This is a genomic window from Paludibaculum fermentans (assembly GCF_015277775.1).
Classification (GTDB): domain Bacteria; phylum Acidobacteriota; class Terriglobia; order Bryobacterales; family Bryobacteraceae; genus Paludibaculum; species Paludibaculum fermentans.
In genome coordinates this window covers 7,501,749-7,518,547 of record NZ_CP063849.1, presented here as the reverse complement: position 1 = coordinate 7,518,547, position 16,799 = coordinate 7,501,749, and the positions used below count along the sequence as shown (strand labels likewise).

Below are 16,799 nucleotides of genomic sequence, written 5' to 3'. Positions count from 1 at the left end.
CGAGGAGGGGGTCGGGGGGAGGAGGTCAAGAGATGCCCCATTTGCACGGACGAGACGCCCGTAGGGCGGCGAAGGACGTGCGGGTTCTTGTTGCCCCCCAGTCACCCGCGGAGTGGGTGCGGGCGGGGGCGCGCAGCTCCTGCCCGTCAGTTTGGTCCTGCTTCGAGGAGGATTAGATCAGGGGGCTTGCTGTGGCCAGCGTTGCGTTCGAACTGATGCGTCCCAGTGGCAATTGTGATGGCTGGAATCAGGATAGCCTGGGTCGCATTCCTCGCGCATTGAGCCGCAGCGTGAACCGCATGCTGTTGATGCTGTGGCATTTATGCGTCTGGCGAGGCGGCCAGACAGATCCCGTCAATAGATGCCAAAACCGAGGCGAAGTGCTCGGAGTTCCCAGTAAGCTCTGTTCGTTCAATTGCTTACGAAGTGGGACGGGTCAGGCTGTCGCCTTTCCCAGTAAGCTCTGTTCGTTCAATTGCTTACGAAGTGGGACGGGTCAGGCTGTCGCCTTTCCACATAATTCCGACTACCTGCCGCTCTACCGGCTGGAAGACATCTTCGCGCGGCAGGGCTTCGAGATTTCTCGCGCCACCCAATCGGTATGGTGCGGCGATGTGGCGGACCTGGCCGAACCGCTGTACGAATTGATGGCGCAGCGAGTGCGGTCCTCGCATGTGGTGGCCACCGACGACACCATCATGCCGATGCTGAGCAAAGGCAAAACGGCGAATGCGCGGATGTGGATCTATGTGGGGGATGACGACCATGCCTACAACGTCTTCGACTTCACGCTGAACCGGGGCCGCGACGGGCCGAAGCATTTTCTGAAAGATTACCGGCAGGTTTTGCTGGCCGATGCCTACGGCGGATACAACGGCGTGGTGGCGGGCAACGAGATCACGCGCGCAAGGTGTTGGGCGCATTTCCGTCGCAAGGTAGTGGACGCGGAGAAGGCGGCGCCGGAGATCGCGCGGGTAGTGGTGGAGATGGTGCGCGCGCTGTACTCTGTGGAGCGTCAGGCGACCGGACTTCCGGTGGCGGAGCGGCTGAAGCTGCGCCAGGAGAACTCGGTGCCGGTGGTGACGGAGTTACGGGAGAAGCTGCTGGGCTGGAAAGAACAGTTGCTGCCGAAGCATCCGATGGCCGAGGCGCTGAACTACGCACTGAGCCAGTGGGAGGAGCTGACGGTGTTCTGCTCCGATGGAGCGGTGCCGCTGGACAACAACATCAGCGAAAGGGAAATGAAGCGAGTGGTGCTGAACCGCAAGAACTCCCTCTTCGTGGGCAACGCGCGCGGAGGCCGGACCGCAGCGATTCTGGCGAGCCTGACGAGTACATGCCGCCGTCACGACGTGGATCCGCAACTGTACCTGACGCAGTTGCTAACCAACCTGCCGTCGGTGCGCATCAGCGACTTGGCCGAGTGGCTGCCGGATGAATGGAAGCGGCGTCAGTCCGCATCGCCTGATGGCCCGATGAAGTAGAGCTGTCGGGTCGGAGGACCTGGGGTTCGCGTAGCGCTCACCGCATGCTATTCACGCTGCGTCACTTATGCGTCTGGCGCGGCGACCAGACGGATCTCGGCAGTACATGCCAAGAGCTTGGCGAGGTGCACGCAGTCATCTATAAGTTCTATTCGTTCAATTACTTACAAAGTGGGACGGGTCAGGCTGTCGCCTTTCCAAATTGTCGCCTTTCAACCGCCTTCTGGGTAGTCAAGCTCGAAGCCCAGAGGGGGATGCTCCAGGTCAATGGCGTGTCGGCTGAGCAAAGCACCCCCACCCATCGTTACGCCCTCCCAACGGCGAAGCGAAATCCGAGAGCGTATTTTCGAACTCAGCGATTTCGTTGTGCGACGGGATCATATGCTTCACAACGATCACATCCCAAGGCAACTCGGGAACAGATCCTGTCTTTTCGACGGAAACTTTGTATCCGGATCGCCTGAAGTAGTCCGCAAATGCCACCGCAGAACTCTGCCCGGGAAACACGACCGTGAAATCAATATCCCGAGGCTTTGCTAGATCATCGCCATTCTCTTGCATTCGAAGTAGAACACGACCGTTATCATCGCTTGGAAAGGGATTCGCCATAAATTCTCCTATCATGCCCTGCTAGACCTAGCCTCAAAATCTGCGTAGCGATGAGAGTAGGTCTTCTTGTCAGAGAATCCAACTGATGGAATGCGCAGACAAGGCGCCAGGTCTCCATCTAGTACTTCCGTGCCCACAAAGCGGAAATTTTGGAGCTCAGGCAACGCATCCAGGAACCGCAGAGATGGCACCTTCCCGCAATGATTGAACCACAAGGTTCTCAAAGATCTGATTGAGCTAACACTGTCGTTATCTGTGATGTGTGGGCAATGGCCGAACTCAAGAGTCGTAAGATCCCTATCGCAAAAAGAATGCCCAACGGGAGCGATGTGGCGAAGTTTCGGCAGATAATAGCACGCCAACCGCCTCAGCCCAGGAAACCTGTCGATACCTGCAAGGCTGGGAATGGGTGTTTGAATCAACTCCAGATCTTCCAATTCCTGAAGGGCGGGTAAGTCCAAAGCCCCGTTAACATTCGAGCGGTAGCCCTTAAGTTTCAACACACGCAGCTTGGGAAGACGCCCATCAAATCGCAATTTCGGCCACCATTGAACATCGAGTTCATGCAGAGCGTCGAGATTAGCGATGTCCAGTTTCTGCTTGGGTCTCCCGGTCATATGCAAGCTGCGGAGCAGACGGAGGTCATTAAGGGCGGATACGTCGATCATATCTACGTGGAGAACAACTAGGTGCTCGACTGCCGGAACGCATCTAGTCAGAAAGCCGAGATCTGACAACTTGAAGCCATCAAGTGGCGAGATTGCGATTCCGTATAGTTTATTCCGAATAAAATAGTCTACGCAAGCTTCAAGGCAATCAGAGTCCATCCAAAGCGCGGCACGCCCCCCTCCAAGATCAATGGTGCGCAGATTCTGGAGCTGCTGACCAGTGGCCCGATATTTGGCGTAGATGTCAGTTTTCGCCATCTTGTTGCCGCATCTTTTTGCCCGGTGACTCTCTCTTATTGTACAGCTTTTTACCCTCACTCCTAGCCTGATCCATGCGCCGAGACTCAGCCTTGAATCCCTCTCTCGAACTAGATGCAGACGTGTGGTCGGTCGCAACGTGCTTATCCCCGGTCTCCTTCGCAACCCTCCGTCCAGAAGCTTGCGACCTCGCACGATCTCCTTTACCGACGTAGACCGCACCGCTTTCATGCGTGTTTGTATACGAACCTGAATCCGAGGAGCGCTGCATCGGCGCAGTTAGAATTGCGCCTAAGTTCTTGGCGGCTCCCACCGCCGAGGCGGCACCTTTTAATGCGACTGCGCCTCCTGCCAGCGCACCCACTCCTGTCGGCGCTGTAAGCACACCGCCAGTGATTCCTCCAACGCTCGCAATGGCTCCAACGACCCCAACTACGCCGGTGCCAACGGCCTGTCCTATCCTGCTTGACATCGAGTCGGACTCACTCGGCGCACCAACTGCACCGAAGCTCTCGCTTGCGGCTACTCCTCTGCCGACGCCAGCCACAAACTCGACTGCATCTTGCCAGTCATGTCCATCAGGATCGGTGTACCGGAGCGGGTTGTTCCGAACATACCCGTACTTGTTCAATGTCTGCGGGTCAGTGATGTCGGCGTAAGGAAGCGGCCCTGGTTGGCTCGCCTGCTGGTCTGTGAATGGATCAACGATGCCGCCGGGGAACTCATCTGGCGAGGTAAAGCGACCTTGTGCGCTCGAGTAATACCGTGCCCCGAAGTAATCGAGGCTCGTCTCGGCATCCCGCTCCTTGCCGGTAAACAGCACACCGGATCCGCTGGCCGGTAAGTAGCATCCATTCCGTCCGGATGTACCAGCGAGCAACTCCTCACCAAACGGCAGGTAATCGTGACACTGAACGGCCGTTCCGATGCTGTCGGTCATCACCCTGGTGCTCCCGAGATGGTCAGCGAGCAGGTAACAGGTGGTGCAGGGCTGCGAGGAAGGATGATTCGAATACTCCGCCGCCAATTGGCCTTGGGCGTCGTAAGCAAACGAGGTCACCGCCGCCCCCGCAGTGGCCGCGTCGCAGGTAGTCATATTCGAGGGACAGTCGATCCTCGCCACACGCCGACCTTGCCCATCATACTGGTACACCGTCGCCGAGCCCAGCACGCTGCGGATCATGCGGTTTTCCGCATCATAGTAGAAAAGAAAACTCCCTGTCCCGATGTTGTTTAGATTGCCCGCGCCGTCCCAAGTAGATCCAGCTATGCCTGTCTGATTCGTGTCGGCGTTGATCGTCCCCTGCGATTGGGGTGTGGACGGATCCGGGGCAAAGGAACTCGGAGTGTAGGCGGACACCCACCCATTGCCGTATTGATCGTAATCGAAATTGCGGTTCCAGGTCGTGCCTTCGCCTACCTTGGTGATTCTGTTCAGCCTGTCATACTGATATGACTGGCTCAAAGCGGAAGCCAGACCGGTGCCCGCTATGCCCTGAGATAGCAAGTTGCCGTTATTTTCCGCACCACCGTAGCCGAATGTCAGATTGCGAATTGTCACAGGTGTACCGGCCGTCGTGGCCAAGGAGATCGAGGTCGGCTGCAGCCTAGAATTGTAGCCGTGCTGCTCGTTCATTTGCCAGGTTTCGCTGGTCCCTCCCGCCAACAACATCTGGCTCACCGCACCATGCGGAGCGTATTGAATATAGATCTTGCCGGTTGGTGGTCCGGCATACGCCGTCGAGACGCTGCCCAGTTGACCCAACACCTTACCTGCCCGTCCGGCATCATCATAGGTCGTGGAAACCACTCTACCAGACGGGTAAGTCAACTGCGTGAGCAGCCCCCCTGTGTTGTACTGGTAACCAAAAACGTAGGGTGAACCCACCGCGCCCGTGGTCGTCTGCGTATGGCGCAATACCCGCCCAGCAGCGTCGAATGAGTTGAACTGAATCGTCGTGTTCCCAGAAACGATAGAAGTCAACCGCCCTTTCTGGTAGTTGAGCGGTCCTCCACTTAGGTCTTCACTATAGCGGTACGTGACAGATGGCGTGGTTCCGTCACTGTATTGCTTGGACGTTGGACGATTGAGCGCATCATAGTAGTTAGTGGCTCCGGAGGAGTCGAAGTCGGCAGAAGCGTTGCAGGCGGGCGGTGAGGTCACGACTGGGCCGAAGCACGTGTAGTCGTTGCCGCTCAACTTCGAGATGAGGTTGCCGTTCTTGTCGTACGCGTAGGTGGTCGTGCCGTTCTCTGGGTTCTTGGCGGTCCGCAGCCGGCCCAATTGGTCGTAACGAAACTCCCGGTGCTGAACTCCCTGATAGACGTCCGTCAGATTGTCCATCGCATCGTAGGCATAGGTGGTCACATATGTGACGGGACTAGGGGTAAGGACTTTTGTCTCGGTGACGCTTGCGATTCTTCCAGCGGCATCGACGCAAGTCGCCAGCTTGCTTCCGGGATTTGCGGCCGTTGGTGCGTTGGCAGCCTCATCCAGCACTGTATGGCAGGGCCCGTTGTAGGAGAAGGTCTTCCTACCTGTAATGGTCGAACTGGATTCACCCGGCGAGTTCTTACGGGAGAAGGCGACGAGCTCAGAAGTCCTGCCCTCGCCTTATCACCGGAAGCCCTCACGCCTGCTATTCGTGCCCTACTGGATCGGGCGCACTGATGGACAGAGTCTGCGCACTCGACATCAGGCCTCCCGGAATGGCCACGGCAATGCTCGCAATGCCCTCAGTGGCAATCAATCGCGCCGGCACTGACGCTGTCAATGCATTATTGGCGAAGGTTGTGCCCAGCGGCGACCCATTCCAGTAGACGGTCGCGCCCGGCTGGAAGCCATTACCGAAGACCTTGAGCATCGTATCCGGTCCGCCTGCCACCAGATGCTGCTGATCGAAGCCCACTACGCTGAGTCCCAGAATCCTCAGAAGCCAAGGTGCGGAGGTCTGGCCCTGTGGATTGACGGCCGTCACGCGGGCGCTGCCCGAGTTCGCCATGAGGTCCGCCGGGACCTGTGCGGTGAGCCGCGTGGGATCGATGAAGCTCGTCTCCAGAGGAGCCCCTTCCCATGTCAGGATGGTTCCGGGCAGGTACCCGCTGCCATCCACGGTGACCACGAGACCGGAGACGCCTGCACCCAAAGTGCCTGGCGACACGGCGGAGATCGTCGGCTTGGCCTCCAGCACCGGGAACGAACTCGGGTCCGTTGTCAGCCCATCCGGGTTCGAGACGGCCACACCGGCCATGCCGCCCCCGAGAATCCACGATGCAGGGACGACGGCCTTGAGGCGGGTCGAGTCGAGGAAAGTGGTCTCCAGCGTGACGCCTTCCCAATGGATCGCGGATCCTTTCAGGAAGCCGGCCCCGTGGACCACCAGTGCCAGGTCGGCCCCGCCGCTCGTCGCGGAAGAAGGCGAGAGGCGGAGCAGTTCCGGCACGGGCGGATGGATGAGGAACGCCGCGGGCGCGCCAGGGGTTCCAGCGGGGTTGGTGATGGCCAGACTCGCTTCCCCGGCGGAGGTGACGAGTTCCGCCGGCACGTGGGCCGTCACCCAGCCGGATTCCACAAACTCCGTCTCCAGCGGTTGGCCGTTCCACGCCACAACGGCGCCCGGCAGGAACCCCTTGCCTTTGATCGCCAGGGAGGTGGCGCCGGCGCCCTGGGTCGCTGAGTTCGGAGAGACCTCCCGAATGAACGGGTCGGCCGGATTCACCAGGAAGGAGACGGCGAGCGATTCCTCGCCAGTGGCGCGGGCAATCGTCACCGTGCTACTCCCCGCGGATGTGATGGATTCCACTGGAACCATGGCGGTCATCTGCGTGGAGCTCACGGCCTCGGACGGGAGGGCGGTGCCATTCCAGCGTACGGCATCATCCGGTTGAAAGCCCTTGCCGGTGACGGTCAAACGGAACGACGCTCCGCCCGCCGTCGTCTCGGCGGGGTCGAGCCGAGCGATCACGGGCCCGGCGGCTTTGATGGGGAAGCTGATTGGCGCGGACTGGGCATTCCGGTTGGCCACAACCAGGAACGGCATGCCGGGCGTTGCAACGCGGCCGGCCGGCACCGTGACTGCCAGTTCGGAAGGGTTGACAAACGATGTGGCCAAGGGGGCATCCCCCCAGCTCATAATGGCGCCCTGGGAGAAGTCGGCGCCATGGACAGACAGGACGAACTCGGGCCCGCCGGCTTCGGCCGAGTTGGGACTCAGACTCAGAATGCTCGGGCTGCGGGGGACGATCTGGAATACGATCGAGGGCGATTTCGCACCGGACTGGTTGACGACGCCGACACTGACGGTTCCGGGCGAGGCAAGGAGACTGGATGCCACCGATGCCGTCAGTTGACGGGCGCTCACAAAGACCGTGGGGAGGCTGGTTGTCTCCCAGCGCACGACGGCGCCGGAATCGAAGTTCTGCCCGTTGACGGTCAACTGGAAGTCTGGCTCGCCCGCCGTCGCGGTGTTGGGCAGAAGCGTTGTGACGGACGGTCCGGTACTGGTGACGGTGAGTGCCAGTTTCCGCGAGAATGTGGCGTCGGTGCTGTCGGTGATGGTGACGTAGGCCGTGCCCGCATCCTTGATTTGTTCCGGACGGACTTCCGCGCTCAGCGCCGTGGCGCTGAGGTAGCTGGTTTGCAGCGGCCACTCCCGGCCGGAGGCAGTTAGTTGCACCACAGCCGTGGGCCGGAAGCCTCGGCCCGTGATCGACAGTGTGGCTCCGGCGCCGGCCGGCAAGGACAGGGGCGCCACGGTCGACAGAACCGGCTGGACATACATCTGTGTGAAGGGCAACGAAGCCTCGCCGTCGGGGTTCATCACGGTGACGACAGAACGGCCGGAGGTCGCCACAAGGTTGGCCGGTACCACGGCGGTCAACTGGGTGGAGCTCACAAACGTGGTGGCGAGCGGCGTGCCCGCCCAATGGACCTTTGCCCCGGACTGGAAGTTTGCCCCGGTGGCGGTCAGAGTGAAGCCCGGAGCGCCTGCGTCCACCTGTGCCGGGCTGGCACTCGTCAACTGTGGGGCGCTGAAGACGCTGTATACGACGGCAGCGTAGAGGTTCGACGCCTGGGTTCCGCAAACCACTTTGATCAGCACCGCGCCGGGGGTGGCGAGGAGATTCGAGGGCACAGTGACTGTCAACTGAGCCGGGGCATTGCCGGTCACGGCCAGAGAGATTGCGCCCCAGTAGACGCTGGCACCCGGCACGAAGCCCGAGCCATTGATGATCATCGTGGTGGAACTGCTGCCCGCGGGAAAGAGGCTGGGCGCGATGGACGAGATGACCGGCGCGGCCGCCTGGAGGACCAGGGTAGTGGCGGCCGAAGTGGTTCCGCCAGGATTGGCTACCGTGATGCTGATACTCGCGGGACTCCCCAGAAGGCTGCCCGGCACGGTGGCCTCCAACTGAGCGGAACTCAGGAAAACCGTACTTAGCGGAGTGCCGTTCCAATAGACAACCGAACCCGTGACAAAACCGGAGCCACTGACGAGAAGTTTGGCGGCTGCACCGCCCACGGAGATCGGATTGGGACTGAGAGACGTGATGGCAGGAACAACCGTGCCGCTGCCGGTGATGGGAAAGTCCATCGAATTGGAGACCAGTCCGTCGTCGTTGATCAGCGTGATGGCGGCCGATCCCTGACTGGCGATGAGGCTCGACGGAACGCTGGCGATCCACTCCGGCCCCGCCTGCAGCATGGTCAGCGGGACGCCATTCCATCGCACGCGCGTGCCCGGGCGTAGTTCGTAGCCTTCCACCTTCAGTTCGAAGCCGGGATCACCGGCACGAGCGGAACTTGGTTTCAGCGTGCTCAACACCGGCGAAGGTGCGCCGACCGTGAAGGGGAGCGATCGCGAGACGCCCCGGCTGAACGAATCAGAGACATAGACGGTCGCCGACACCGCGGCCGACAGCAACTCCGCCGGCAACAGGGCGGAGAGCGTGGTCGAATCGACGTAAGTTGTCGATAGGGGGTGTGCCGCATAGCGAGAGAAGAAATCCACGCGACTGGTGGGACGGAATCCGATCCCCTTGACCACCAATTGAATGTCGGCACTCCCCGGCAGGGCAGAGCCGGGACTGAGGGAAGAAAACACCGGTTGAACGGAGATTGCCGGAGTTGGCAATCCCGACATCGTTCCGTCGGGATTGCCTACCGTGATGTCTGCCGCCGTTGTGAGGGCCGTCAGGTTCGAGGGCAACACGGCCGAGAGCGCCGTGGCGCTGCGAAACACCGTGGCCAGCGGCTGGCCGACCCAATAGACCTTGGAGCCGGATACGAAGCCGCTCCCCACCACGTCGATCGTGATGGTGGGTCCTCCCGCATCGATTGGCGTGGGCGAGGCAGTCAGGACGGTCGGCCCCTGGCCGATAGTGAACGCGGCTCCGGCTGAGACCAGTCCGTCCGATTCGACGGTGATCTGGGCGGTGCCGGGGGAAGCGACCAGTGAGGACGGGACCAGGACCGTGACTGCGGTTGCGTATTTCTCGACCAGGCCAAGCGGAGTACCGTTCCATTTCACGACCGGATTGGCGCCCATATAGTCGAGGGCGACGGTGAGCTGGAAGCTGGGACTACCCGCAGACACAGAAACAGGCGCCAGCGTTGTGATGACCGGCGCGACTTGCTGGGCCGTAAATGACTGCGCAGTTGAAGTGTAACCGGTTCGTGCATCGAGCACATAGACCCGGGCCGTTTCTGAGCGCGTCAATGCCGATCCGGGAATCAGTGCGGCGATTTTCGAAGTACTGTAATACGTCGTGGGGAGATTGAGCCGCCCGCTGGACGAGTCGAAGACGATCACCGAGGTGTTGTTGAAACCGCCGCCATACGCGACGATGCCAACCCCGGCGATGGGAATGCGGGCCGCGGCCGGGTCGATGGACTGAAGCGATGGGTAGACCGAGATACTGCTCCAGCGAGCGAAGAGGAGCCCGCCCGGATTTGCGACCGTCAGGTCGTAGTTGCCCGGCACGGTCTGCAGTTGCAGCGGCACTATGGCCGTGAGTTGAGTTGAACTCACAAAGGTAGTCGCCAGAGACGTGCCCGCCCATTGCACGGTCGCGCCCGGCACAAAGCCAGTGCCATTGACGGTCAGTCGAAATTCGGCGGCCTCGGCGTAGACCTGGGCCGGCGATGCGGACGAGATCGTGAGCGGACCATTGATCGTGAAGCTGGCCGTGTTAGAGGTGCTGCCGCCCGCGACCACTGAGAGGGAGACGACACCGCTGCCGGCGATGAGTTGCGCGGGCACCTGCGCTGTGAGTTGAGTGAGCCCCTGGACGGCCGTGCTGAGAGGGGTCGAATTCCAGTACAGAACAGAACCTGTCGAAAAGTTGCTACCCGTCACGGAGAGAGTGAAGGCGGGGCCGCCCGCTACTGCCGAACTGGGACTGAAGAAGGTGATGGAAGGACCGGAGGCGACAATCGGGAAGGCCAGCGCCCGGGACTGCAGGTTACTGCCAGTATTGATCAGCGTCAGATAAGCGGTGCCCGGCGCAGCCAGCGCCGCGGCGGGCACCTGCGCCGTGAGCGATGTCGAACTGGACGCGACGGTCGACACGGAGATGGTCTTGCTGTCCGGAGTAGCGATCTGGAGTTGCAGCCCGCTGCTGAGGCCGGCGCCCGTGGCGGTGAGGGTGAAGGCCGCTCCATTCCAGGCCGCCGAGGAAGGAGAGGCAGAGGAGAGCACGGGCAGAACGCTCACGGGCGCCGTCGAGTTGCTGGTTGTGCCCGCGGGATTGCTTACGGAGATATTGAAGCGGCCGGAGAGCGCGGCCAGTTGAGGCGGCACCTGCGCCGTGAGCGCGCCGGCCGATTGGAACGTGGTGGTCAAAGGGGAGCCGGACCAGAGGACCTTGGAGCCTTGGACAAAGCCGCTTCCCGTGACCGAAAGAGCAAAGCCGGACGTGCCCGCGTCCACGGAGGCCGGACTGACGCCGGCGACCGCAGGCGTGGGCGGCGGCGGGTCAGTGACGGTCAAAGACACGGCGGCCGATCCGCCACTGGCGGTGACCACCGTGATGGGCACGACACTCGCGAAGTTGAGGTAAGAGGCAGGAACGGCCGCATCCAAACGGGTCGAGCTTACGAAGGTGGTGGTGAGTGGAATGCTCGAGAAGTAGACCAATGCATCAGAGGTGAATCCGGTCCCGGTCACCGCCAGGGTGAAGGCAGGTCCGCCGACGGTGGCGGCGTTGGGCGCAATGGCACTGATCTTCGGGCCTCCGGCGGTAATCACAAACGGCAGTACGTTGGAGAAAGTGCCGGTCGTGAAGTCCGCAATGTTGATGTTCGCGCCTCCAGCGGGGACCAACGAATCCATGGGGATGAGCGCGGAGACCTTACCGGAGTTGGTGAAGGTCATATCGATATTCCACATGGCGCCGCTGTGATTGATGAAGACCAGCGTGCTGTGATTCGAGAAGCCGATACCGGTGGCGGTGATCGTCAGACCTGACATTCCCGCGGACGCAGCTGTGGGACTGATGGCGGTAAGAACTGGCTGGACATATGCATAGGTAGTGCTGGCCGCCACCGCACCGTCTGGATTCCGGACAGTAATGGCAAATTTACCTGACAACGGCAGCAGACTGGCCGGCACCTGCGCCGACAACTGCGTAGCGGCAAGGAAAGTGGTGGTGAGGGGACTGCCCGCCCATTCAATGGCCGATCCCGGAACAAAGCCGTTGCCGAGCACCGTCATGGTGTGGCCGGGCCCGCCCGCGTTCACCTGGCAGGGGGCGCACCCAATGACACTCGGCGGGGCGGCGATCGCCGTGGCTGATGCGCAGAGCAGGACGGCGAGCGGGTAGAGATGAAAAGACCGTAACAACATTTTGTTCACGAATTTGACCAATAGAAATCTCAATTATGAGGACATGGGGCCGGGACGGCAAGCATGCATTTGAGTTTCCCCCGGAATTAATCATTACGATTTCGTGTGCCGGAAGGACGCCCCCGGAATCGAGAGGGAGTGTCCGGCGGTGCGGCCTTCGGGCGGCAGGTAGCCGGGACGTCTCGGGGCCATTCGTTTGAACGGGCGGTGGCGTGAGTTGCGCGGACAGACTGATTGCTCGAGGACACGCTCAAATGCGGGTCCAAAGGGAGGCGCAATCCTGCCATTTGGAGAGGAGAAGCTGCGCACCGATCCTGGGGGCCCCAGGCAGAAGCGGCGGGGTTCCGGCCGCATCGCCTGCTGAGTAATGTCGTAAGAAAGAAGACAGCGAGGGGGGGGACTCGCGTTGGCCGGGCCGAACCCCGCACCGAGGGTCTGGTATCAGTTCGGCCGATTGCCTGCCTATACCGGCTCCATGGCGGCCAGGACTTCGGACAGGGGCACGGTGGCGAAGCCGGTGGAGTGATCGGCCAGGCCGTAGGGGATGATCAGTTGGCCCTGGTGGAGGAGGAAGCCGCACGTGTAGACGACGTTCGGCACGTAGCCCTCCCGCTCCGCTGCATTCGGCTTGAGTAGGGGTTCGCGCAGACGGGCGAGCACCTTGGTGGGGTCCTCGAGATCGAGGAGGAAGGCGCCAATGCAGTATTCGCGCATGGGTCCCACACCGTGGCTCAGCACCAGCCAGCCGGCCTCCGTTTCGACGGGTGAGCCGCAGTTGCCCAGTTGGACGATTTCCCACGGGAAGACCGGCGTCAGCAGGAGGGTGTATTCATTCCAGAAGTGGACGTTGCCGGAGAACATGATGGAGGTGCTCTCGTTGTCCTGGCGCGACAGCATGACATAGCGGCCGCCGATCTTCCTGGGGAAGAGGGCCATCCCTTTGTTGATGGCCGCCGGACCGTTCAAGGTGATGAAGCGGAAGTGGAGAAAGTCTGACGTTTCCACCAATTCCGGAACAACTACCCGGCCATCATAGGCAGTGAAGGTTGCGTAGTAATTGTGGCTGCCATCGTCATTCTGAAAGCAGACGAAGCGAGCATCCTCGATCCCATTCCTCTGGGAAGGAGTGGCTGGAAACAGCACGCGCTCCGACATATCCCGATCGGGCTGGAACTCCACTTCGAAGTTCGACCGCGCGAGGAGCCAGATGCCCTGCGCCGCAGCCTGATCCTTCAGCGTCAAGCCGTCGGGCAGGCGGGCTTGTTCTGTATTGAGTGCCTCCCGAAGCTGATCGAGCGTGAAGACTGGCGGCAGGACGTGCATGATGCGCCGCGTGAACTCGATGTCGAGATTCAGTTCGCCGAGCTTCCGTTCGAACAGCGGCTTCTCGTACCAGGGGTTGACGATCTGGCGCGGCTCAGTGAGGAAGGGGGAAGGGGCGAGTATCTCGATGCGCTGATCCGGATGGATGATTCCGGTGCGGAATGTCATTGAGGAGATGTGGCCTTCCCCCGTGGCGCGCAGGCTGAGAACGAAGCGAAGCGCTCCGGCAGGCAGTCCGGACTGATCGGGGTGGCGGACGATGGAGGGGTTGAAGAGAGCGGCCGATTCGACGGAGTACTCGGCGAGGAAGCACGAGCCGATCAACAGCCGCCGGGGTTCCGAGAGAGACTGACCGGGAGGCAGGAGGTCGCGCAACTGATCGCACCGTTCCAGCAAAGTGTCGTGGAGATTCCTGTGCCGATGCGAGAACGAAGCGGTGATCCCCTCGAGCAACCGGACGACCTGCTCTTCCGGCAGCGCCAGGATGCGGCCGATGATCTGACTGGTCTTGCGGGCATCGCCGTGATTGAACGGCCGCAGCAGCACACGGGCCTGATTGGGCTGCAGGAACGTGGATTCGCGAGTGACATGGACAGCGGTCATTATCATAAGTGGCCTAGTTGCCGTTAGCGGTCGGCTTCCTGAAGCTGGTCATCATATTGTTGGTGAGTTTCATCTCGGCCAGGGAGAGCAGAAACGCGAGTGTGGATTCGGCCCCCTGGTTCCGGTTGACCCGATCCACATGGAGGCCATCGCCGCAGGCTCCGCTTTCCGGGGAATAGAGCTCCAAGCCGAGGTCATTCCAGCCGAGGAACCAGTCGAAGGCGCGCTGGGATTGTTCGTACCACCAGATGTCGGAGGTTGCGCGATAGGCTTCGAGGCAAGCAGAGACCATGGCTTGCGCCTCGATGGGTTGCTGGTCGAACTCGGCGCGGGGGCCTCCCCGTTTGTAGAATCCATTGCTACCGATCGGCAGGAAGTGCCCTTTCCCGGAAATTTGTACCTGGTTCAGCCAGCGTAGCGCATCCAAGCCCCGTTGCAGGACGTCCTGCTGACCGGTGGCGCGGCCGGTGAGGATGAGGGCGTGCGCGAGTTTCGCGTTGTCATAGGACAGTTCCTGTTCGAACCAGGGCCAGTCAGCGGATGAGTTGCGATCGAGGAGATCCACCAGCTTCGACAGCAAAGCTTCGCGTGTCTGGTTGACGAGGGTGTCGCCACTGAGATGCCGCAGGTACTCGTGAATGCCCAGCAGGCCGAAGGCCCAGGCCCGGGGAGAGGTGAACTCCGTCATGGCCGGCAGCGCTTGGGCGAACAACTGCCCCGAAATGAACTGGAAGCTGCGATAGGGGGAGCGGCCCACTCCGAAGCCGAGCGCCCAGATGGCGCGGCCCTGACTGTCCTCCGAGCCCTGCTCATCGAGCCAGCGGCGATCGAATCCGAGGTGATTGTGGAAGCGGCGGGTGTGCGGGTCGTACGCGTACTGCAGGAACGAGGCGCAGGTGGTCGCCATGGCGCAGACGCTTTCGCGGTCCTGGCCGAGTTCCTCCAGCAGCACGGTGAGAATGAAGGCACGCGCATTGTCGTCGGTGCAATACCCTTCAGCGAAGTTGGGGATGCTGAAATTGGCGTGCTGGAAGACACCGGTGGAATCGGTCATGCGCTGAAGATGGTCCAGCTTCAGGGCGGGCAGTTGAGGCGGCCGGAGGTCGAGTGTCTTGGTGAGCAGCGATTTGCGCGAGGGCGCCGTGCCCTGCAGGCGGGCCTGTTCAAAGGATTGCATGTAGAGCTGAGCCACGTTGCTCCACACCATTTCGCGGCCGCAGCGATAGGCATTGCGGCGCATGGCGTGGCGGCGGATGTCGTCCCGCAGCAGGGCGGAGATCTCGCGGCCCATGGCCTCCGCATCGGCGAAAGGAACCAGGACACCCCGATCGCCGGCGAGCAGTTCCGCGGCATGCCAGTAAGGGGTGGACACCACGGCTTTGCCGGCGCCAAACGTGTAGGCCAGTGTGCCGGAGGTGATCTGCGCCTCGTTGAGATAGGGCGTGATGTAGAGATCCGCCGCGCCGATGAACTCCTTGAGGCTCTCGAGTTCTACAAAGTCGTTGTAGAAGATGACGCTCTTCTCAATCCCGCTTTTCTTGGCGAGGAGTTCCAGGCTCATCCTGTAGGCCTCGCCGTGTTCCCGCAGTTCGTTGGGGTGAGTGGCGCCGAGGACGATGTAGACGACATCGGGAAATTCTTCCAGAACCTGGGGCAAGGCTTTGAGCACATACTCAATGCCCTTGTTGGGGGAGAGCAGGCCAAAGGTGAGCAGGACAATCTTGCCTTCGACACCGAACTGATCTTTGAAGAAGGCGGGATCCACGAAGCCCACGTCGGGGATGCCGTGTGCGATGAGATCGATCTTGCCGGGCGATGCGGCGTAGATCTCCTGCAGCATCTGGCGTCCGCGCTCCGCCATCACAACCACTCGAGTGGAGAGGGAGATGATCTCCTGCATGACGCGCCGCTGATCGGGCCTGGGCTCCCGCAGCACGGTGTGGAGCGTGGTCACGACGGGCATCCTGAGTTCGCGCAGAAATGCGAGAATGTGCCCGCCCGCCGGTCCGCCGAAGATCCCGAACTCGTGCTGAAGACAGACTATGTCGACATTGCTGATATTGAGGAAGTCCGCCGCGCGGAGGTAGGACGACAGGTCCTGTTCTTCAATCTCAAAGCGGACGACTTCGGGGTATTCGTACCCGCCTTTGATGTCATTGATCGAGACGCAGAGGCACTGACTTTCGGGGTAAGCCGTGGCGATTGCCGACAGAAGATCGGACGTGAAGGTGGCGATGCCACATTTGCGTGGCAGGTGGTCGCCGACGAATGCGATCTTGCGGGCCTTCGCGGTTTCTTTGATGAGTATTTTTCCCTGATTCTCGACCAGGGCGGCCTCACTGGTTTCTTTCCGTTGTGGCATGTCGTGGTTCTTTCTGAGCAATCAAAAGGCCATCCCCTCGTACGCAGTGGAAATTACCGGCGGAGAACGTGGATCGTGCCGGTTGCCGCGCCTGCCCTGTCCGTCCGGGGCAGGATGTTTGATGGAGCGGGTAGAGGCTTTGTGCGGCAAAAATGCCGAAACCGGCCAGAAAGAGGGAGGGTGCGATCGTATCGAATTCCGGTGTGTGTCCGGGGTTGACACTTCTTGCCGGAACGGAGAGGCATGGCAGGCACGGGTAGCATGAGGCTGGATTGAAGAGGAAAAGGAAGCAGGCACCCAGTTACTCAGGCGGGCTGCTCGCAACGCGGTGGGGACCCCTCCGTTGAAGACGCCCGCGTAGCCCGTCGCTGCGCTCTGGGACTGGGGATGTGGGGGCGGCTTCCTCCGCTTTGGCGGCCCGCAGGGCCATACTGAGACTCCCTTACGGTCGGGGTTCGTTGTGGGTGTGTCCGCTTTGGCGGGTGACTGGGCCATGGGGGGCTTCGTGGAAGACTCGCGGGAATGGAGCACGGCCCCTTTCGCTGGTTGGTTGAGGGCTTGCCGTTGCTGCCCGCTCCTTTCAGTCGCGGCTCTGAACGTGGCGTCTTTCGATTTCGCGGTCAGGCGGGCCGCGGGTGACTCCGTT

The 16,799-nt window shown here is 61.3% G+C and carries 7 protein-coding genes; 1 reads left to right on the top strand and 6 read right to left on the bottom strand.

The window, feature by feature from the left end; all coding sequences use genetic code 11:
• Positions 1 to 380 precede the first annotated feature (380 nt).
• The gene (gene tnpC / locus IRI77_RS29720) at positions 381 to 1,484 is read left to right on the top strand and encodes an IS66 family transposase (RefSeq protein ID WP_194448590.1); all 1,104 of its coding nucleotides are present in this window, start codon (positions 381 to 383) and stop codon (positions 1,482 to 1,484) included.
• A gap of 264 nt (positions 1,485 to 1,748) precedes the next feature.
• On the opposite strand, the gene IRI77_RS29715 is transcribed toward tnpC, so the two are convergent.
• The 6 genes from IRI77_RS29715 to IRI77_RS29690 form a co-directional block, all read right to left on the bottom strand.
• Entirely contained in the window at positions 1,749 to 2,093 is a 345-nt protein-coding gene (locus IRI77_RS29715) for a ribonuclease E inhibitor RraB (protein ID WP_194448589.1), read from the bottom strand.
• An 11-nt stretch (positions 2,094 to 2,104) separates the two neighbouring features.
• Positions 2,105 to 3,019: a hypothetical protein gene (locus IRI77_RS29710; protein ID WP_194448588.1), complete on the bottom strand. Its 915-nt coding sequence runs from the start codon at positions 3,017 to 3,019 to the stop codon at positions 2,105 to 2,107.
• Positions 3,006 to 5,387, bottom strand: coding sequence for an RHS repeat-associated core domain-containing protein (locus tag IRI77_RS29705; RefSeq protein ID WP_194448587.1), 2,382 nt, complete (start codon positions 5,385 to 5,387; stop codon positions 3,006 to 3,008). The genes IRI77_RS29710 and IRI77_RS29705 overlap by 14 nt, the downstream gene beginning before the upstream one ends.
• A gap of 271 nt (positions 5,388 to 5,658) precedes the next feature.
• A complete protein-coding gene (locus IRI77_RS29700) occupies positions 5,659 to 11,865 on the bottom strand; it encodes a beta strand repeat-containing protein (protein ID WP_194448586.1) in 6,207 nt (2,068 codons plus the stop codon).
• A 462-nt stretch (positions 11,866 to 12,327) separates the two neighbouring features.
• Entirely contained in the window at positions 12,328 to 13,791 is a 1,464-nt protein-coding gene (locus IRI77_RS29695) for a glycoside hydrolase family 130 protein (protein ID WP_194448585.1), read from the bottom strand.
• Between the two features lie 13 nt (positions 13,792 to 13,804).
• Positions 13,805 to 16,153, bottom strand: coding sequence for a glycosyltransferase family 4 protein (locus IRI77_RS29690; protein WP_194448584.1), 2,349 nt, complete (start codon positions 16,151 to 16,153; stop codon positions 13,805 to 13,807).
• Positions 16,154 to 16,799: the final 646 nt, after the last annotated feature.